Genomic DNA, 19,111 nt, shown 5'->3' with positions numbered 1-19,111 from the left:
TTTAAACAGGAACTTAGCTAAAAAAGCAAAAGTTGACGAGATTATTTTTAAGAGATACCTGCTTCTAATGTAACATTTTCACTAACTTTGTTTCCAAAATCTTAAAGCTATGAGTACATATAAGAATTTCCAAAATTTTCTGCAAGAAGAACTTGCAAATATACAATCTGCCGGGCTGTATAAGAATGAGCGAATAATCACTTCTCCTCAGAGTGCTGAAATACGTGTTAGTACAGGGCAAAATGTACTTAACTTTTGTGCAAACAACTATCTGGGACTATCAGATAATCAGGAGTTGATAGATGCAGCTAAACAGGCACTCGATACACATGGATACGGTATGTCTTCGGTTCGTTTTATATGCGGTACTCAGGATATACATAAAGAATTGGAAGCGGCTATCGCTAAATTCTTCGGAACAGAAGATTCTATTCTATATGCAGCATGTTTCGATGCCAATGGTGGTGTTTTCGAACCTTTATTGAATGAACAAGACGCAATAATATCAGATTCGTTAAATCACGCATCAATTATTGATGGGGTACGCTTGTGTAAAGCTGTACGTTACCGTTATGCAAATGCTGATATGGCTGATCTTGAAAAACAATTACAACTGGCACAATCGCAACGTTTCCGTTTGATAGTTACCGATGGTGTATTTTCGATGGATGGTAATGTTGCTCCACTTGATAAGATATATGAGTTAGCTCAAAAATATAATGCAATGATTATGATCGACGAATCGCACTCAGCAGGCGTGGTCGGTAAAACAGGTCGTGGAACTACTGAATTATTTAACCTTAGAGGTAAGGCCGAAATCCTAACAGGTACTTTGGGTAAAGCCTTTGGTGGTGCTATCGGCGGATTTACTACCGGGAAGAAAGAGATTATAGATATGCTTCGTCAACGTTCACGCCCCTATTTATTCTCAAACTCTATACCTCCTGCTATCGCTGCTGCTGGTATCAAAATGTTTGAATTGATAGAAAGGACTAACGAATTACAAGATACATTACATAGCAATACTGCCTATTTCGTGGAAAAACTTACAGCTGCCGGGTTTGATATTAAGCCTACTCAATCGGCTATCTGTGCAATAATGCTATACGATGCCAAATTATCGCAAGATATGGCTTCTAAATTATTGGATGAAGGAATCTATGTAACAGGATTCTACTATCCCGTTGTTCCAAAAGAGCAAGCACGTATTCGCGTACAAATTTCGGCTGCACACAAAAAGGAACATTTAGATAAATGTATTGCAGCTTTCACTAAAATAGGAAAAGAGCTCGGAATTATATGAAAAACATTTTAATTGTAGGAAGCACTGGACAGATAGGTTCGGAATTAAGTATTAGATTACGCTCGATTTACGGTGATAACAATGTTATATGCGGATATTATAAGCCGCCTTATCCTGATAATTTTTTCGATTTAGGTCCAACAGTAGAAATAGACGCGACAAATATAGATCAGATAGCAGATGCTGTAAAAAAATACAAAATCGACACCATTTACAACCTTGCGGCTATATTGTCTGCTACTGCCGAAAAGAATCCAAAACTAGGCTGGAGTGTTGGTATGGATAGCCTTATGAATTGTCTGGATGTTGCCCGAGAATTAAATTGTGCTGTATTTACGCCAAGTTCGATCGGTGCTTTCGGGAATAATACACCAAAGGATAAAACTCCTCAAGATACGATTCAACGACCAAATACGGTATATGGTATCACTAAGGTTGTGGGCGAATTACTTAGCGATTATTATTATAGCCGTTGGGGAGTTGATACACGTTCGGTACGTTTTCCGGGGATTATTTCTAATCTGACACATCCGGGTGGTGGTACTACCGATTATGCTGTAGAGATATTCTATAATGCAGTACAAGGCGAAAAGTTTACTTGTCCTGTAAAGGCAGGAACATATATGGATATGATGTATATGCCAGATGCTTTAGATGCAGCTATTCAGATAATGGAAGCTGATCCGAGCAAATTGGTTCATCGCAACTCGTTCAACATTGCATCCATGAGTTTCGATCCCGAAATGATATATGCAGAGATTAAGAAACACTATCCGCAATTCGTGATGGATTATGATGTTGATCCATTGAAACAAGCTATTGCCGATTCGTGGCCAAATTCTCTTGACGACACTTGTGCCCGTGAAGAATGGGGATGGAATCCGAAATATGATTTGGCAAAAATGACTATAGATATGATTCAGGTATTGAAAGAGCGTCATTTACAGCAAACGCTGGCCTTAAAGAAATAAAATAATTACGATTCTATACTATTTAAGAGTTATCTGTTTTGGATAACTCTTTTTTGTTTATCATAACTACCTGATTACAAGTAGTCAGTAAATAATTATATATTTTTGTCTAAAAAAATAGACTGGATATTTTGTTGTCTAAAAATTTAGACATATATTTGTTTCATACATTATAAAACATGAATATCATGCAACTAACAAAAGCCGAAGAACAAATAATGCAGATACTTTGGAGTATCGAAGAAGGTACTGTACAAGATATATTGCAAAAGTTTGCAGACAGTAAACCAGCTCGTACAACAATTGCTACTGTACTCAATATCTTGGAAACAAAACAATTTGTAGAGCATCGAACCGAAGGGCGGGTGAATATTTATAAAGCGACTATTTCGAAAGATAATTATTCTAAAAAGCAACTGTTCGGTTTTGTTAAGGATTATTTTAATGGTTCATTCTCATCCATGGTTTCTTTTTTCGCAAAAGAAAGCAATTTTACGATAGAAGAAATGGATGAATTATTAGAAGAAACTCGCCACGCCTTGAATGAAGATAATAGTGATAATAACCAACAATAAATTGCCATGAAAGAATTTATAGTTTATCTCTTACAATCGAGTATCTGCTTGAGTATCTTCCTGATTATTTATCAGATATTCTTTCGTTCCAGTACATTCTTTAAGTTCAATAGAAGTTTTTTGATGCTTGGGATGATTACGTCTCTAGCTATACCGCTTATACCCAATACGTACAATGTATATGTGACTTTACCCGCTTCGAATGAGATAGCAGATAATTCGGTAGGGCAATTGGCGGCGAATGACAGTATAGATATCTGGACAATTGTATTTGCCCTTTATATAACAGGTATGTTGATTATAATCATACGAAACATAAGAACTCTTGGCAATTTCATACAGCTACTCAGATCGGGGACCCTTTCTAAAAATAAAACTTACAAATTGATTGATACAGTTAAAGTTAATTCTCCACTATCTGTATGGAATTATATCGTAATAAATACACAAAAATTGTCGGATACGGAGAAAGATCTGATAATAAAACACGAACAAACGCATATAAATCAGAAACATTGGATAGACTTATTGTGTAGCGAATGCATGCTGCTACTTCATTGGTTCAATCCGCTGATATGGTTTTATATATTTCTATTGAAAGAGAATCACGAATTCTTGGCGGATAAAGCTGTGATCGATTCGGGGACGTCACCCGCATTGTATAAGGCAGTTTTGATAAACCAACGATTTCAGGGCCCAGTGTTTTCTTTTTCCAATTCATTTAATTATTTAAACAATTTAAATCGATTAGTTATGATTAAGAAAACTAAAAGTTCGCCAAGGAAAAGGTTTGCTGCACTAGCAATCATTCCAGCATTAGGATTGTTTTTCTGGGCTTCTGCTCAACCACGCTATATTGTAGATGAATACGCTGTATTAAACAAAGAAACCATAGCCGATTCTAACGATAGTGGAGTTACTCAAACAACAACAAAAGATGCTTCTACTAATAAGTCGACAAGTACATTACCTAAACCTAAAATGATTAATGTATTAAATATGTTAATTATTTTAGATGGTGAAACTATTACTATTGATGAATATAGTAAAGTTGCCAGAGCTGGAAAATTGGGTGAACGAACAGCAATGTTAAGTGGAGAAGAAGCTGTAGCAATTTACGGCGAAGAAGGCAAAAATGGCGTTGTTATATTTGAAACAGAAGAATATAAGAAAAATAAGCAGTCTCAAGATTCTAAAAAAGGAGTTAAGATATCGAATGATAAAGATAATAAATTTAAAGATGCCTTAATTATCATAGATGGAAAAGAAGCTTCACAAGTAGAACTAGATGCTATCAATACTGATAATATCGAATCTATTTCTGTTCTTAAAGCTGAATCAGCTATACAACCTTATGGCGAGAAGGGTAAAAATGGAGTGATCATTATTATAATGAAGAAGTAAGTAAAAAGCATTCTACCTAGATACACTAAAGGACTACAATAATTAGTAGTCCTTTATTTATTTTGAGTATAACTAATAGACATTGAACTAAAAAGCTTTCAAACTTAGATCGATGTTAGGCGCAGAATAGATTATAGCACCCGAGGAAATGTAGTCTACACCTGTTTCTACAATAGCTCGTACCGATTCTTTTGTAATACCCCCCGAAGCCTCTGTCATAGCTGCTCCATCTATCAACTGAACAGCTTCTTTCATTTCTTCCAGCGACATGTTATCAAGCATAATAATATCGACAGCTTTTGTTGCTAAAGCTTCTTTTACTTCATCCAGATTGCGTGTTTCAACCTCTATCTTTAGATCCTTGCCTTTTTCTTTCAAGTATTTTACCGTCGATTCCACGGCTTTAGTAATACTCCCTGCATAATCATTGTGATTATCTTTCAGCATAATCATATCGAAAAGGCCATATCTGTGATTCTGTGCCCCACCGATATGTACCGCCCACTTTTCACACATTCTAAAGATAGGAGACGTTTTGCGAGTATCCAGTATTTTTGTTTTGCTATCGGCTACTAATGCAACCATTTGGTGCGTATAGGTGGCTATACCGCTCATACGCTGCATACAATTGAGTACAAGGCGTTCCATCGTCAATATAGATTGAGCAGAGCCCGAAACGGTAAAGGCAATATCTCCTTCTTTTACCTCTTCGCCATCTTGCTTGAAGATTTCAATTTTTAAATCCTTATCATAATAGTGGAAAATTTCCTGTGCCAAATCGATACCGGCTAATATACAATCGTGTTTAACCAATAGTCTTGCTCGCCGTTGCATCGAAGCTGGTACACTAGCTAATGTAGAGTGATCTCCATCGCCAATATCTTCTCTGATAGCCTCACGGATGAAGTGAGTCAGTCTTTCGTGTGTTACATAGGAAGGTCTATTCATTTTTCTAAATCTTTATTATAAAAAGCTCCTCGGTTCTCTTTTTGCTCTATGCTTTGGGATATAATCAAATAAGCCACGCTTACCAGATTTCGCAATTCGGATAATTGAGGTGAAAGAATTGAAAAGTTATATATCTCTTTCACTGCTCTATATATTTCTTCTTCTTTTTGTTTAGCTAATTTCAATCGCTTATTGCTGCGGACAATGCCAACCAGATCGCTCATTAAATTTTGCAGTTCTTTGCGAAGATAATTCAATAAAACCATTTCTTCGTTGACATTCATACCTTCCTGATCCCATTCTGGTACTTTATGCAGATTGATATAATTGAAATCGTCTTCTAAAAGCCTTTTTATAGTCTTCAAAGCGGCTCTGTGAGCAAAAACCAGAGCTTCGAGCAACGAGTTTGATGCAAGTCTATTAGCGCCATGCAAGCCTGTATTTGAACATTCGCCGACGGCAAACATATTTTTGATGGTACTCTGACCGAATAAATCTACATCGATGCCTCCACATAAATAGTGGCTTGCGGGAACAACAGGTATCAGGTCTTTGAACATATCCAAACCTTCATCTTTGCATTGTTGATAGATGTTTGGAAAATGGTTCATGAATTTCTCATGATCTAAGTGACGGCAATCGAGACAGACATAATCGTCTCCTCTCAATTTCATTTCGCTATCGATTGCTCTTGCTACAATATCTCGTGAAGCAAGTTCCTCACGAACATCGTATTTATGCATAAAACGCTCGCCCGATATCGTACATAATTTAGCCCCGAATCCTCTTACAGCTTCCGATATGAGAGGTAACTGACCGGCCCTATTACTATAAAACGCAGTAGGATGAAATTGAATAAATTCCATATTGCTTATTTTGGCTTTTGCCCGATGTGCTAAGCCAATGCCATCGCCTGTTGCGATATTAGGATTGGTTGTATTTTTATATACATGCCCACATCCCCCTGTTGCCATAAGAGTTATTTTGGCAGACATTCTTTTTATCTTTTGCGTCTTAATGTCTAAAACGTAGGCTCCGTAACAATTGAGATTGTATTTGTCGAACGATTCATTCGGAATATGATGTTCTGTGATCAGATCGACAACGTAATGGTGGGTAAGTAATTCTATATTTTCAGAAGCTCGTACAGCTTCGAGTAATGCTCTTTCTATTTCTGCTCCCGTTATATCTTTGTAGTGTACAACACGATTTTCGGTATGACCTCCTTCTCGTCCCAGATCGTATGTTTCTGTATCATTCTTATCGAAGTTAGCCCCCCACTCTACCATTTCTTTTATGCGTTCGGGCCCTTCTTTTACAACTATTTCTACAGTTTCTCTTTTACATAGATTATCTCCGGCACGCAATGTATCTTCGATATGCTTTTCGAAACTATCTTTTTGAAAATCGGTAACGACCGCTACACCCCCTTGGGCATATTTAGTGTTAGATTCTTCGTCGTCCGACTTTGTTATAACAGTTATTTTTGATTCAGGTCTTTGTTGGGCAATTTTCAATGCGTACGATAATCCCGAAATTCCTGAACCTATGACTAAAACGTCTGTATATATCATCGTTTATTACTTAATCGTTTTGGATAATTCCAACATCTTGGTGATTGGGCGTAATGCTTTGAGCCTGATATCTTCGTCAAGCAGTATTTCCGGCAACTCATATTTCATACACAAATAGAGTTTCTCTAATGTATTTAACTTCATAAAATGGCATTCGCTGCAATTACATCTTTCATCCTGTGTTAATGCAGGAATCAGCTTTTTGTGAGGAGCTCTTTTATGCATTTCATGCAAGATACCTTCTTCGGTAGCCACTATAAACTCCTGACAATCATCATTCGCCACATAGTTCAATAAATTGGCTGTAGATCCTATATAATGAGCTACTTGCAATACAGGCTTTTGTGCTTCGGGATGAGCTATTAATTTCGCCTTCGGATTATTGAGCATTTGTTGGGCAATCCGTTCTAAAGAAAACGCTTCATGCACAATACAAGCTCCATCCCACAAAATCATATTGCGACCCGTTACCTGATTTATATACCTGCCTAAATTACGATCGGGAGCGAAGATTATTTCTTGATCCAATGGTAAAGAGTTAATAATATGTTCTGCATTCGATGATGTAACTATTATATCACTTTCTGCCTTAACTGTAGAATCACAGTTTATATAACTAACTACAATGGCTTTCGGATGTTTCTTTTTCATCTCTCTGAGCCCTTCGCCCGAACATGAATCGGCAAGGGAACATCCCGCCAATGTATCTGGTAGAACAACTTTCTTAGTTGGGTTTAATATTTTTGCTGTCTCGGCCATGAAGTGTACTCCACAGAAAACAATCATATCAGCATTTGTTTTTTCTGCTTCACGAGCCAATTGAAGGCTATCGCCTAGAAAATCTGCAATATCTTGAATATCTCCTGTTTGATAATAATGAGCTAATATAATTGCATTCTTTTCCTTACGTAGCTTATTTATTTCTTCAATCAAATTGATTCCCTTAGGAATTTCCATATTTAGAAAACCCCTAGTAGAAAGTGTTTCAATCGCTTTTTCTAGTGTTGACATGTTTTTAGTTTTGAAATAGAGACCGAAATTACTGAATTATCTTGTAAGGAGTAAACTTTTGGCACTATTATTTGCCTAAATCAATATATAAAGTGTTCTCGTGATTATCTGTAATACGAAAGAGAGGTTCTGAATAGTAGAAAGAGATGATAATCAAAAGTGTATAAAGTGCGTCATTATATACTGTTAAACAATCAAAATCCTTGTATTTCAATTAAATTTATTTATGCTATGGGATTAGTTAAAATAAATATAAATATGTATACTCTTAGATTTTTTTGTGATATGCCGAATATGAAAATTTGATTGTTATAGATACATTTATCACCTTCAAATTAAAAATACTGAATTTATGTATATTAATGCTGTGGGTTACTATATCCCTGAAAAACGAATTTCGAACGATTACTTTACTGATATAAATGGACTTGACGCACAATGGATATACCAGCGAACCGGAATCAAAACTCGCTCCAGAGCTAATGATAAAGAAACTATAGACTACATGTGTACCGAAGCGGTATTAGGTGCATTGCCACAATTACCATACAATGAAACAGATGTAGACCTCATAATATTCGCTTCTTATACCCCTTCGGATACTGTAGGTACAACGGCCCATGTTATTCAGAGGGAGTTTAAAATGGAAAAAGCTAAAGCATTTCATATATCTTCGGCTTGTTCTTCCGCAATTAATGGAATGGAGATTATACAGTCGTTTTTTAAGGCTAACATGTCTAAGAAAGCTCTGCTTATCTGTGCGGAAAGGAATTCTACATATTCTGATGATGCTGATTCTATAGCAGGGCACTTATGGGGCGATGCTGCCACAGCATATTTTTTCTCATCTGAACGATATTCGAGTGATGAATTGGAAATAGTTGACATCACAAGTCAGGGATTAGCACATATAGGGCAAGGGCCGAAAGCTGTTAATCTAGAACCAAATGGTGCCGGATTACGTATGCCATATGGCAGGGATGTATTTCAGCGTGCATGTATCTATCTAGTGCAAAATACTGAAGATATTATAACTAAAAATGGATATACTATCTCTGATTTGTCATATTTTATAGGACATCAGGCGAATAAAAGGATTATAAACCATGTAGTTAAAGAATTGGGAATACCTCAAAACAAGACAATGAATAATATAGAGGAATTGGGTAATACGGGTTCTACAAGTGCGTTATTGGTTTTTGCTCAAAATTATGATACATTCAAGGAAAATGACCTGATATGTATATCTGTTTTTGGTGGCGGTTATTCTGCCGGAACGTGTTTATTAAAGAAAAGCTAAATTTATATTCTCCATATTTTTTCTTGGTTACTAAAACCATGTCAATTTAATACATTATATTTGCACTAGAATTTTGGTGTTACAAGTCTGCGTTTGCCAGATAAGTAATGAAAAGGGAATCAGGTGTAAATCCTGAACAGACCCGCTGCTGTAAGTTCCATAAGTTTTTACACAAAACTTAAGCCACTGTTCATTAAGAATGGGAAGGTTGTGTAGAAGGAATAAGTCAGAAGACCTGCCAATAAATAATAGTTTAAAGCTCGCGGTAAAGGCTTATAACATATAAGACATCATGTATGTAATCTTGTTTTATTCCTATTATCAAAGGCGTTATTAATAATACTCAAATTAAGAGTTTATAATGTACCCTATTACCTTTGTTTCTCTCGGACCGGGAGAAGCTGAACTAATCACATTAAAAGGATTGAAGACTTTACAGTCGGCTGATCGGATATTCTACCCTGCTACTATAAGTAAAGACGGTGTTCAGACCTCACGTGCTTTGGATATTCTTTCCGAGTTAGATATTGATGCGAATAAATTAGTTCCGTTTCATGTTCCGATGAGCAAAGACCGTTCGTTGGCTATAGATGCTTATAACGCAGTATCGGAAGAGATAAAGAAACAATATAAAACGGGGCAGAGAATATGTGTTGTTGCCGAAGGTGATTCGGGTTTCTATTCTTCTATACAATATATATTCGATAACCTGTCAGATAGCGATTTTCCTGTAGAGCGTATTGCAGGGATTCCTGCTTTTATAGCAAGTGGCGCTTTAGCTAAGATACATATTGTAAAGCAGGAAGAAGAGTTGAATGTTGTTCCGGGTATTATATCGGCATCAGATCTGAAAGAGAGAATAGAATCGGGAAAAGTCGTTGTAATAATGAAAGTATCGCAGTGTGCAGAAGCTATTAAAGAATGTATATGTGAAAAATTGGATGCTACATATCATTATTTCGAGAATGTGGGTGTAGATGGAAAAGAATACTATACTAAAAACACATCAGATATTCTCGATCGGAAAATTCCTTACTTCTCATTAATGATTATTCATAAGTAAAAAGCTATGAACAAATTTTCGTTTCTGTACCTTATCATTATTACTATTTGCTTTTCGGCTTGCAACCCGAACAGATCACAAGAAGGAACAAACAGTTCTTCAATAAATAATTCGGACTCTGCACATATTGAGATAAAATATGCGCAAGGTTTTAAAGTGACATATTTTGATAACTATAAGTTGGTGGATATCCAAGATCCGCAAGGTGAGAGTGAAACTATTTATCGCTACGCTTTAGTTAACAGAGGACAAAGCCATGAAAGGATTTCGCAAGATTATACAATTATAGAAACTCCTGTTCGAAGCCTTATTTGCATGACGACCTTACAACTTTCCAATTTCATTAAGTTAGATGCATTAGACAAAGTAGTAGGTATGACAAGCACCAACTTCTTGTTTAATGAAAAAATGAAAGAACGAATAAAAACAGGAAAAGCCAGTCAGATAGGTATAGAAGGTAATTTCGATAAAGAGATTATTATGGCGCTCGATCCTGATGTAGTTCTGGTTTCACCGTTTAAGCGCGGAGGATATGAAGTTATCAAAGATTTAAATATTCCTCTGATTACATTTCTTGGATATAAAGAAACATCTTCGTTGGGACAGGCAGAATGGTTGAAATTCGTTGGCATGCTATTAGGGACAGAAGAACACGCTAATCATAAATTTGTCGAAATAGAAAAGAAATACAATGAGTTAAAAGCGCTTAGTGAATCAGTTACTAATAAACCAATAGTACTGAGTGGCGAAATGCGTTCGGGAAATTGGTATGTAGTGGGTGGCAAAAGCTATCTTGCAGAACAATTCAGAGATGCAGGTGCGGAATATTTCCTGAAAGGTAATGAGGAAACAGGAGGTGTAAATCTTGATTTCGAATCGGTGTATTCGCAAGGGGCAAATGCCGATTTCTGGAGGCTTCTGGTAAGTCATACGGGTGACTATTCATACGAAGTGTTAAAGTCCAGCGATGCCCGTTACGCAGACTTTAAAGCTTTTAAAGAAAAGAAAGTGGTATATTGCAATCTTCGTCAGAAACCATTTTATGAAAACGCACCGGTAGAACCAGAAGTGGTATTAGCTGATTTGATAAAGGCTTTTCATCCTGAATTGTTGCCTGATCATAAACCTGTATATTACGAATTATTGAAATAATGAGCAGAAAGCAAAATATACTCTTCTTCATTCTTATTATAGCATCCATTATTCTATTCTTTATTCTGAATCTAATATTGGGAACTATTTCGATCCCTCCATCTTCTATAGGCAAAATACTATTCAATGTTGGTGATGAACCTATTATCTGGCAGAATATTATCTGGAAATCACGTTTTCCGCAAACAATAACAGCTTTGGTTGCTGGGGCTGGTTTAGCAATAAGTGGATTACAGATGCAGACAGTATTTCGTAATCCATTAGCAGGACCATCCGAATTGGGTATTAGTTCGGGAGCAAGTCTGGGGGTTGCATTAATGATTCTACTCTCTGGGAGCATAGGGGGTATTGCCTTAAGTAAGATTGGTTTCTTTGGTGAGATTGCAGTATCGGTAGCAGCGATACTAGGGGCGTTTGCAGTCATGTTATTGATAATAGCCATATCGCAAAGGATAAAAGGAAGCGTAATTTTACTAATTATTGGTGTTATGATCGGCTATATAGCTAATGCAATAATCGGTGTATTGAAATTTTTCAGTAATGATGAGGACGTAAGAGCCTATGTAATATGGGGATTAGGAAGCTTTTCGAAAGTATCGGGTGATCAAGTCTATACCTTTGTAGCAATTATGCTGGTACTTATCCCTCTCTCATTTCTACTTATCAAGACGCTTAATCTTATGCTCTTGGGCGATAGTTATGCACGTAATTTAGGTTTGAATGTCAGGTGGGCAAGATTATATGTTATCACTTGTTCGTGTGTCATTACTGCTATTGTAACAGCATATTGCGGACCGATTGTTTTTCTTGGGCTTGCAGTTCCACATTTATGCAGGACTATATTTCAGACATCAGACCATCGCATTCTTGTACCTGCGGTTACTTTCATGGGTGCATCCTTATCCTTGTTCTGCAATCTTGTAGCTCGTATGCCGGGTATGGAAGGAGCATTACCGATCAATTCGGTGACGGCACTTATCGGTGCGCCTATTGTTATTTCAGTATTATTCGGTAAAAGAAGAAACGAGATAAATAGTTGATCGGGATGGCTAAACAAAAGACAATAGAATTACAGAATCTTGCGATCGGCTATCAGACTAAAAACAATAAGAAAGTCGTTGCCGAAAATATTACTGCTGACATTTATAGTGGTGAACTAACTTGTTTGTTAGGCTCTAACGGAATAGGTAAATCGACTCTATTACGTACGCTATCAGCCTTTCAACCTAAGTTAGGTGGTAATATTAGGGTTTTAGATAAAGACATTTCGACATATACTGAAAAACAGTTATCGACTTTGATTGGTGTTGTTCTCACCGAAAAACCTGATGTGAAGAATATGACAGCTAGGGAATTAATCGGCTTGGGTCGTAGTCCTTATACTGGATTTTGGGGTACATTAAGTGACGAAGATAATCGGATTGTAGATGAAGCTATCTCTATGATTAAAATAGAAGATTTGGCTCAGCGAATGATTCATACCCTTAGCGATGGAGAGCGTCAGAAAGTAATGATTGCAAAAGCATTGGCACAGGAAACACCTGTTATATTTCTTGATGAGCCAACCGCCTTTCTTGATTTTCCGAGCAAGGTCGAGATTATGCAATTGCTACATCGTTTGTCCCGAAAAACGAATAAAACGATATTCTTATCGACACACGATCTGGAGCTAGCTTTACAAATAGCAGATAAGATATGGCTCATAGATCAGTATTCGAGTGTAAATATAGGAACTCCCGAAGATTTATCCTTAAACGGTCAGTTAAGCAGATTTTTTGAGCGAAAAGGAATCACATTCGATATGGAAACAGGATTGTTCCGTATTGAAAACACGTATGATAAGCAAATAAGACTTGTTGGACACGGACAAAAATATGCTATGGTGCGTAAGGCCTTATTGCGTAATGGTATATTAGCGTCACGCAATATAGAGACTGATTATTATATTGAGGTCGGCAATTTATATGATACAGAAATAAAACTATACTTGATTGAAAATGAAGTGATTTTAGTGAATAGTATTGAGAATTTGCTTGAGCATATTAATCTATTTTCGTTCTTTAATAAATAAATAGTAGGTATATGATATTGATATTTGGAGGAACAACCGAAGGGCGGCACGCTGTAAAAGTTTGTGACGAAGCCGCAAAAGCATATTATTATTCTACAAAGGGCGATTTGCAGGAGGTAGAATGTGTTTATGACATTCGTTTGACAGGTGCATTAAATGATCAGTCAATGTCGGATATTTGTACAAATAATCATATCAAATTAATAATAGATGCAGCTCACCCTTTTGCTGTTGGCTTGCATCAAACGATAGCACGAGTATCGAAAAATTTAGAAATACCTGTTGTTCGCTATGAGCGTAATTATCCTGAACATGAAGACGATTTAATATGGTGCGACAATTATGAGGATGCTATAAATTATTTGGAGAAAAATAAAATAGATAATTTATTGGCATTGACAGGTGTAAATACAATCTCTAAATTGAAACCTTATTGGGAATGTCGCAATTGTTGGTTCAGAATACTAGACCGTGATGAATCCAGATCAATTGTCGAAGACTCTGGCTTTCCAATAGAAAAGGTGCTTTATTATCAGCAGGGGGAAGATGAAGAACCATTATTTAAGCAGCTAAACCCTCAAGCAATCATAACAAAAGAAAGTGGAGAGTCTGGTGGTTTTAAGGAGAAGATAGAAGCTGCACGCAATTTAAATATTCCTATACTAGTTGTGAAACGCCCTACCCTTTCATCTTCTTTTATTTCAGTATATGGAGAACATGGATTGAGAAAAATTATAGAAAAGCTTGTTCCTGACTTTTTTGAATTAAAAACGGGCTATACTACGGGTACTTGTGCCACAGCAGCCACTAAAGCCGCACTAATAACTTTATTAAATCAAGAGATTGTAAATGAGGTGAGTATAACTTTACCAAATGGCGAATGGATACGAATTCCTATAAATTTTGTAGCATTCGACAAAGAGATGGCTACAGCTACCGTTATTAAAGACTCTGGGGATGATCCAGATGTTACAAATGGTATAGAAATACAATCGACAGTTTGTTTAAACGATGCTAAACGTGGCGTTCATTTGCTACAAGGAGAAGGTGTAGGTACAATCACTTTGCCCGGCTTAGGATTAGAGATTGGTGGACCAGCTATAAATGAGACTCCCCGAAAGATGATTAAGCGGGAAGTATTTAAAGTGTTGCGACACAATCAGGATAAATTACCGAATCAGAATATAAAAATTGGGGTTGATGTAACTATATCAGTACCCAAAGGTGAAGAAATAGCAAAACGGACATTTAACCCAAAGCTCGGAATTATAAACGGTATATCCATTATTGGCACTTCGGGTATTGTAAAGCCTTTTTCATCAGAGGCATTTGTCAATTCTATTCGTCGTGAAATGCAGGTTGCCAAAGCTTTAAGGTGCAAGCGTGTAGTAATTAATTCGGGAGCAAAAAGTGAACGTTTCGTAAAAGGTGAATATCCGGATTTACCAAGTCAGGCTTTTATACATTATGGAAACTTTATAGGCGAAACGATCAAAATAGCTTCTGAACTTCAATTCAGTTATGTAACGATGGGTATAATGCTGGGAAAAGCTGTCAAACTTGCTGAAGGCTCACTAGATACACATAGTAAAAAGGTGGTTATGAATAAAGATTTTTTGATTGATACCGCTAGAGAATCAAACTGTTCAGATAAAACGATTGAAGCAATACAAAGCATTACAATGGCACGTCAGCTATGGGACATAATTCCCAATGAAGAATCTGAGTTCTTTCATCTGATAATAAAGAAATGCCATGAAATATGCGCTCCTCTACTTCCCGGTGGTGAACTGACAATATTATTGATTGACGAAGAAGGACGAATTATAAAATAGAGTTATTTTAACGTGAGTTCAATATAAGCATCCTGTACATTATGCCTATTAGCTAGAATCTGTCTTTCACTCATTCTGTTATCCCAATACGCAATGAAGGATCTGTCTATTCTATAGCAAAGAGTAGTCGAGATCCTTCACTGCGTATCGGAATGACAAATTCAACTAAAGATTTTATTTGTTATTGTTTTTTTCTTATATCGAACTCACGTTATTTTAATTCGAACTCAAATACTTGTCCGTATTCAGCTAAATTATCAAAAGCGCTCTTAAGGTTGGTTTGTCCGAAATAGACCTTTGCACAATTAATTACACCACCATGAGCAAAAACAATCACTTCTTTATAGTCATTTTCTTTTATTTCGTCGAAAAATGAAGCTACACGGTCGTACATATGTTTGAATGATTCACCATTAGGTGCAGGGTTATTAACCCAGTCTTTTTCCCATTCAGACATATCCAGCTCGTCCCATTTGTGCATTTCCCAATCTCCGAAATGCAACTCTTTCAATCGATCGTAGAGTTGAATTTCATCAGCATATCCGCAATAATTTGCCAGCTTGCGGCATCTGCTCAATGGGCTTGAGAATACAGCATCATGATCGACATCAGCTAATTTCTGCTTTACAATTTCTGCTTCCGATTCAAAAGTGTTTTTTAAAAGTACATCGGTTTGTCCATAGCATGTGCCTTGAGGGACTCCAACCGCTGTATGTCTGACAAGATATATTTTCATAAATTGAATATTCTTAATAATATAATAATTCCCAGATAAAAAGATAGTTCGCAAAGTAGAAAAGTTGCACCGCAACAATCACCTGTATAACCTTGAATCTTTTTTCTCATCAGGAAAATTAATAATATGAATACAAATATAGGAAATAATATTGCTAGCCAAAAGTGAAATTTCCATAATAAAACAAGAGGAAGAAGTCCGAAAATACAAGATATAATGGCTGTTCCGATTGACATTTTGTTATAAACGGTCTTTGATTTACTTGTCTCTGCCGTACGCGCATAAGGCAAAAATAATGTTATCTGAGAGGCGATAAATTTACATAACGGATCGCCAGCCAATATTGCTAAACAAGCTAAATGTAAATTCATATTATCGAATAGCAGATAAAAAAGCAAGAAATAAAAGATAAGGCTTATCACACCATAAGTACCTATGTGCGAGTCTTTCATTATTTCTAAAGTTCGCTCTTTTGTGTTTCCACCTCCGAAGCCGTCGAAGAAATCGGCTAGACCATCTTCGTGTAAAGCACCAGTTATTAGTAGACGGCTAAGAATAGCCAAAACTATGGCGATAGAATATGGAAGAATATGGGCTGCACTCCATAATACACCAACCATTATGACTGACGTTAGCCAACCGACAACAGCCCAGTAATTTATTACCTGTTTGAAATAATCAGGCCGTACATTAAAGGCCTTTAGTCGCCAGAAAGGCAAGCGGGTAAAGAAAACAAGTGCAGCAGCTATACTTTTCATCAATCAGAAATACTTGGTTACCTGTATTTTCTTAAAAGAATTCATCTCATTTATCATTCTTACGGCCGAATCAACAATTGGATAAGCGCATAATGCACCTGTACCCTCTCCTAACCTGAAATCAAGATGCAGAATAGGTTTAGCGGATAGGTATTCAAGTATTTGTTTATGACCTGCTTCATCCCCCTTATGTCCGAAAACAGCATAATGCAATACATTTTCATTAAGTTTAGATGCAGCGAGTAGGCAGTTGGTCATAATGAAACCATCAATAAGGATAATCATCTTTAGTTCAGCAGCTTTTAGCATTGCACCGATAGCCATTACCATCTCGTAACCACCGAAATAACGAATAATATCTTCGGGAGAATTATCTCCTTTATAGTTTTCCAGCGACTGTTTGAGTACTTTGAGTTTATGTTCTACGACTTGCCCCGAATGGTCGCAACCAGCACCGACACATTGTTCTAATGGTGTTCCGGTAAGACATGCCATCCATAGTGCAGAAGATGAAGTATTGGTAATACCCATTTCGCCAAAGCCTATAATATTACATCCTTCATCATAACAAGCTTGAACACATTCTGCTCCTCGTTGTATGGCTAGCTCCATTTCTTCTTTAGTCATGGCTGCCTCGTGCAGATAGTTGCGTGTGCTTTTACGAATCTTTTTGTCTATAATAGAGTCTTCCGCTTTGAAATCGAAATTAACACCGGAATCTACTACCTTGAGATCGAAATTATGCTGACGTGAGAGAAAATTGACGCCTGCGCCTCCTGCCCAGAAGTTAGCTATCATCTGATATGTAACTTCCTGTGGCGATGGACTGACACCTTCGGCAGCAATACCATGATCACCGGCAAAAACAATGTGGCAAGGATGGTTTAATTTGGGCTCAAGTGTTTGTTGTATCCATCCTATTTGCATGGCTAGATCTTCGAGTATTCCTAAAGAACCTTTGGGTTTAGTCAGATTGTCTATTTTTTCTTGTATGTATGAGCGAACTTCGTCTTTAGGCTTTTCGATATTGAACTGTATCATTTTTTATTTTTGGTTTATTATTTTATTTTCATTGGAATACCCGATATCATGAGATATACATCATCGGATTTATTCGCAATATACTGATTCAGCCAACCTTGTAAATCGGCAAATTTTCGTTGAATTTCATTTTGTGATATTTCACCCATCCCTATCTCATTGGTCACAAAAATGAATTGAGCATCTTGTAGGGTGAAGTTATCGAATTCAGATTTCAAGGCATCCAAAGATTGTTCTACATTGGATTCTAAGTCAAAGAAAAAGTTTGTAGCCCAAAGGGTTATACAGTCTATCAGAATTATACGATCTGCTAAATCGTGTTTACTTAGTTCTTTCTCTTCTTCTATATTTGTCCATTCTTTCCCTCTATTGGCTTTATGTCGTTCGATGCGTCTGCGATGCTCATCATCCCAGATGCGCGAAGTTGCCATATATACAGGGTGAGGCGAAAGTGATAATGCCAATTGCTCCGCATAATTACTTTTGCCTGAACGTTGTCCGCCTGTTATGAGGGTTATTTTCGTCATTCTAATTATTATTCGCCCCCTTTAAACCAATTAAGGCTTAACTGATCTATAGTCAGATATTCATTCGGAATACTGTTTATTTTTGTAGAATCGCCTTTAGCTGTTATACGATAATATACATTTTTAAGAGCTTCGTCATTTACTTGATATTCGGGGTCCTCAATAAATTGTGCCTGATAGATTCCTTCTACACCTTCTAATTCAGAGCCCTTCCATTTTATAGTATATAATGCCGCATCCATTCCCGAATATCCGTAAGTAAGGCCTCTTATCAAACCTTCTCTTGGATAAAATGTAGGATTCATAAATTCGACTTTCTTTTTAAAAGTACCGTTTTTAGGATTTAACAAATACACATCGTGTATATTTTTAAGACAACAACCTGCCAGCGGATACCAGTGTATATCTAAATCTTTATATCCATCACCATTTATATCTCTTATTTCGTCACTCATAAATGTATTATAGCTTTGCTCATTATGGTTGACTAGTTCAAATTTATTGTTTTTGAATAAATATATATCTATCAATACATCTCCATATTCAACTGTTCTTTTGATGAATAAATGTTTATGATTTGCTGAGAATAAATTCCCCAAAGAAATAAAAACTTTAGTCGGATTATATACTTCATCACCTTCTACCTGATATTCATCGGTAAAGCTTGCCTTATCTTTATTCTGAACAGCTATAGACAAAGCATTTTTCAAAATATCATCCATTCTTAAGCTATCGGAAACGTCCTTGAGATTATCAACTGTTTGCGAATTAGCTACATTATCTTTTGCCTGAAAAGATAAAAAAGTTAGTGCAACGAGTGCAGTAATCAATAGTTTTTTCAT

Annotated in this window: 18 protein-coding genes and 1 riboswitch; of the genes, 10 read left to right on the top strand and 8 right to left on the bottom strand. The window is 36.5% G+C overall.

The genetic code is table 11. From position 1 onward, the window contains the following. The first annotated feature begins 109 nt into the window (after positions 1 to 109). The 4 genes from kbl (at position 110) to G7Y57_RS07705 (ending at position 4,253) form a co-directional block, all read left to right on the top strand. On the top strand, positions 110 to 1,303 hold the full coding sequence (gene kbl / locus G7Y57_RS07720; RefSeq protein WP_165021839.1) for a glycine C-acetyltransferase: 1,194 nt from the start codon (positions 110 to 112) through the stop codon (positions 1,301 to 1,303). Then, positions 1,300 to 2,274 (top strand): NAD-dependent epimerase/dehydratase family protein, encoded by a 975-nt coding sequence (locus G7Y57_RS07715; protein WP_165021836.1) that lies wholly within the window; start codon positions 1,300 to 1,302, stop codon positions 2,272 to 2,274. The genes kbl and G7Y57_RS07715 overlap by 4 nt, the downstream gene beginning before the upstream one ends. Positions 2,275 to 2,462: 188 nt before the next feature. Further along, a complete protein-coding gene (locus tag G7Y57_RS07710) occupies positions 2,463 to 2,849 on the top strand; it encodes a BlaI/MecI/CopY family transcriptional regulator (RefSeq protein ID WP_165021833.1) in 387 nt (128 codons plus the stop codon). Positions 2,850 to 2,855: 6 nt separating this feature from the next. Further along, positions 2,856 to 4,253: a M56 family metallopeptidase gene (locus G7Y57_RS07705; protein ID WP_165021830.1), complete on the top strand. Its 1,398-nt coding sequence runs from the start codon at positions 2,856 to 2,858 to the stop codon at positions 4,251 to 4,253. An 87-nt stretch (positions 4,254 to 4,340) separates the two neighbouring features. Here the strand turns inward: G7Y57_RS07705 and nadC are convergent, their stop codons facing one another. The 3 genes from nadC to nadA are packed head-to-tail and all read right to left on the bottom strand — an operon-like array spanning position 4,341 to position 7,786. Beyond that, positions 4,341 to 5,201: a carboxylating nicotinate-nucleotide diphosphorylase gene (gene nadC / locus G7Y57_RS07700; protein ID WP_165021826.1), complete on the bottom strand. Its 861-nt coding sequence runs from the start codon at positions 5,199 to 5,201 to the stop codon at positions 4,341 to 4,343. Beyond that, on the bottom strand, positions 5,198 to 6,775 hold the full coding sequence (gene nadB / locus G7Y57_RS07695) for an L-aspartate oxidase (RefSeq protein ID WP_165021823.1): 1,578 nt from the start codon (positions 6,773 to 6,775) through the stop codon (positions 5,198 to 5,200). The genes nadC and nadB overlap by 4 nt, the downstream gene beginning before the upstream one ends. A gap of 6 nt (positions 6,776 to 6,781) precedes the next feature. Continuing rightward, positions 6,782 to 7,786, bottom strand: coding sequence for a quinolinate synthase NadA (nadA, locus tag G7Y57_RS07690; RefSeq protein ID WP_165021820.1), 1,005 nt, complete (start codon positions 7,784 to 7,786; stop codon positions 6,782 to 6,784). A gap of 352 nt (positions 7,787 to 8,138) precedes the next feature. Between nadA and G7Y57_RS07685 the strand changes: the two genes are divergently transcribed. The 6 genes from G7Y57_RS07685 to cbiD all read left to right on the top strand — a co-directional run bounded on the left by G7Y57_RS07685 (position 8,139) and on the right by cbiD (position 15,207). Continuing rightward, a complete protein-coding gene (locus G7Y57_RS07685; protein WP_165021817.1) occupies positions 8,139 to 9,086 on the top strand; it encodes a 3-oxoacyl-ACP synthase III family protein in 948 nt (315 codons plus the stop codon). 57 nt (positions 9,087 to 9,143) lie between these two features. Further along, positions 9,144 to 9,344: riboswitch (cobalamin riboswitch) on the top strand. A 100-nt stretch (positions 9,345 to 9,444) separates the two neighbouring features. Continuing rightward, complete coding sequence (locus G7Y57_RS07680; RefSeq protein WP_165022014.1) at positions 9,445 to 10,149, top strand: precorrin-2 C(20)-methyltransferase; 705 nt, start codon at positions 9,445 to 9,447, stop codon at positions 10,147 to 10,149. A 6-nt stretch (positions 10,150 to 10,155) separates the two neighbouring features. Continuing rightward, entirely contained in the window at positions 10,156 to 11,301 is a 1,146-nt protein-coding gene (locus G7Y57_RS07675) for an ABC transporter substrate-binding protein (RefSeq protein ID WP_165021814.1), read from the top strand. Next, positions 11,301 to 12,341 (top strand): iron ABC transporter permease, encoded by a 1,041-nt coding sequence (locus G7Y57_RS07670; protein WP_165021796.1) that lies wholly within the window; start codon positions 11,301 to 11,303, stop codon positions 12,339 to 12,341. Before G7Y57_RS07675 ends, G7Y57_RS07670 begins: the two co-directional genes overlap by 1 nt. A gap of 5 nt (positions 12,342 to 12,346) precedes the next feature. Then, entirely contained in the window at positions 12,347 to 13,372 is a 1,026-nt protein-coding gene (locus G7Y57_RS07665; protein WP_165021793.1) for an ABC transporter ATP-binding protein, read from the top strand. Between the two features lie 11 nt (positions 13,373 to 13,383). Continuing rightward, complete coding sequence (gene cbiD, locus G7Y57_RS07660) at positions 13,384 to 15,207, top strand: cobalt-precorrin-5B (C(1))-methyltransferase CbiD (protein WP_165021790.1); 1,824 nt, start codon at positions 13,384 to 13,386, stop codon at positions 15,205 to 15,207. 211 nt (positions 15,208 to 15,418) lie between these two features. Here cbiD and cobC read toward each other — a convergent pair whose 3' ends face one another. From cobC to G7Y57_RS07635, 5 genes are read right to left on the bottom strand one after another with little or no spacing between them, the layout of a single operon-like run. Next, on the bottom strand, positions 15,419 to 15,943 hold the full coding sequence (cobC, locus tag G7Y57_RS07655) for an alpha-ribazole phosphatase (protein WP_165021787.1): 525 nt from the start codon (positions 15,941 to 15,943) through the stop codon (positions 15,419 to 15,421). Further along, entirely contained in the window at positions 15,940 to 16,701 is a 762-nt protein-coding gene (gene cobS, locus G7Y57_RS07650) for an adenosylcobinamide-GDP ribazoletransferase (RefSeq protein ID WP_165021784.1), read from the bottom strand. Before cobS ends, cobC begins: the two co-directional genes overlap by 4 nt. Before the next feature lie 3 nt (positions 16,702 to 16,704). Beyond that, positions 16,705 to 17,742: a nicotinate-nucleotide--dimethylbenzimidazole phosphoribosyltransferase gene (gene cobT, locus G7Y57_RS07645; RefSeq protein ID WP_165021781.1), complete on the bottom strand. Its 1,038-nt coding sequence runs from the start codon at positions 17,740 to 17,742 to the stop codon at positions 16,705 to 16,707. A gap of 17 nt (positions 17,743 to 17,759) precedes the next feature. Continuing rightward, positions 17,760 to 18,269, bottom strand: coding sequence for a bifunctional adenosylcobinamide kinase/adenosylcobinamide-phosphate guanylyltransferase (cobU, locus tag G7Y57_RS07640; RefSeq protein ID WP_165021778.1), 510 nt, complete (start codon positions 18,267 to 18,269; stop codon positions 17,760 to 17,762). Positions 18,270 to 18,277: 8 nt separating this feature from the next. Then, the gene (locus G7Y57_RS07635) at positions 18,278 to 19,111 is read right to left on the bottom strand and encodes a hypothetical protein (protein WP_165021776.1); all 834 of its coding nucleotides are present in this window, start codon (positions 19,109 to 19,111) and stop codon (positions 18,278 to 18,280) included.

Source organism: Dysgonomonas sp. ZJ279, assembly GCF_011039205.1.
Taxonomy (GTDB): Bacteria; Bacteroidota; Bacteroidia; order Bacteroidales; family Dysgonomonadaceae; genus Dysgonomonas.
Note: the sequence above shows the minus strand (reverse complement) of the source record. Positions and strands in the feature narration are given on the sequence as shown.

Bases quoted from the DNA above. Each gene is read 5' to 3' on its own strand.
- G7Y57_RS07710 (WP_165021833.1), top strand. From the start codon at position 2,463: ATGCAACTAACAAAAGCCGAAGAACAAATAATGCAGATACTTTGGAGT.
- G7Y57_RS07685 (WP_165021817.1), top strand. From the start codon at position 8,139: ATGTATATTAATGCTGTGGGTTACTATATCCCTGAAAAACGAATTTCG.
- G7Y57_RS07670 (WP_165021796.1), top strand. From the start codon at position 11,301: ATGAGCAGAAAGCAAAATATACTCTTCTTCATTCTTATTATAGCATCC.
- nadA (WP_165021820.1), bottom strand. From the start codon at position 7,786: ATGTCAACACTAGAAAAAGCGATTGAAACACTTTCTACTAGGGGTTTT.
- nadC (WP_165021826.1), bottom strand. From the start codon at position 5,201: ATGAATAGACCTTCCTATGTAACACACGAAAGACTGACTCACTTCATC.
- G7Y57_RS07675 (WP_165021814.1), top strand. From the start codon at position 10,156: ATGAACAAATTTTCGTTTCTGTACCTTATCATTATTACTATTTGCTTT.
- cbiD (WP_165021790.1), top strand. From the start codon at position 13,384: ATGATATTGATATTTGGAGGAACAACCGAAGGGCGGCACGCTGTAAAA.
- kbl (WP_165021839.1), top strand. From the start codon at position 110: ATGAGTACATATAAGAATTTCCAAAATTTTCTGCAAGAAGAACTTGCA.
- nadB (WP_165021823.1), bottom strand. From the start codon at position 6,775: ATGATATATACAGACGTTTTAGTCATAGGTTCAGGAATTTCGGGATTA.
- G7Y57_RS07665 (WP_165021793.1), top strand. From the start codon at position 12,347: ATGGCTAAACAAAAGACAATAGAATTACAGAATCTTGCGATCGGCTAT.
- G7Y57_RS07715 (WP_165021836.1), top strand. From the start codon at position 1,300: ATGAAAAACATTTTAATTGTAGGAAGCACTGGACAGATAGGTTCGGAA.
- cobU (WP_165021778.1), bottom strand. From the start codon at position 18,269: ATGACGAAAATAACCCTCATAACAGGCGGACAACGTTCAGGCAAAAGT.
- G7Y57_RS07705 (WP_165021830.1), top strand. From the start codon at position 2,856: ATGAAAGAATTTATAGTTTATCTCTTACAATCGAGTATCTGCTTGAGT.
- cobT (WP_165021781.1), bottom strand. From the start codon at position 17,742: ATGATACAGTTCAATATCGAAAAGCCTAAAGACGAAGTTCGCTCATAC.
- G7Y57_RS07635 (WP_165021776.1), bottom strand. From the start codon at position 19,111: ATGAAAAAACTATTGATTACTGCACTCGTTGCACTAACTTTTTTATCT.
- cobS (WP_165021784.1), bottom strand. From the start codon at position 16,701: ATGAAAAGTATAGCTGCTGCACTTGTTTTCTTTACCCGCTTGCCTTTC.
- cobC (WP_165021787.1), bottom strand. From the start codon at position 15,943: ATGAAAATATATCTTGTCAGACATACAGCGGTTGGAGTCCCTCAAGGC.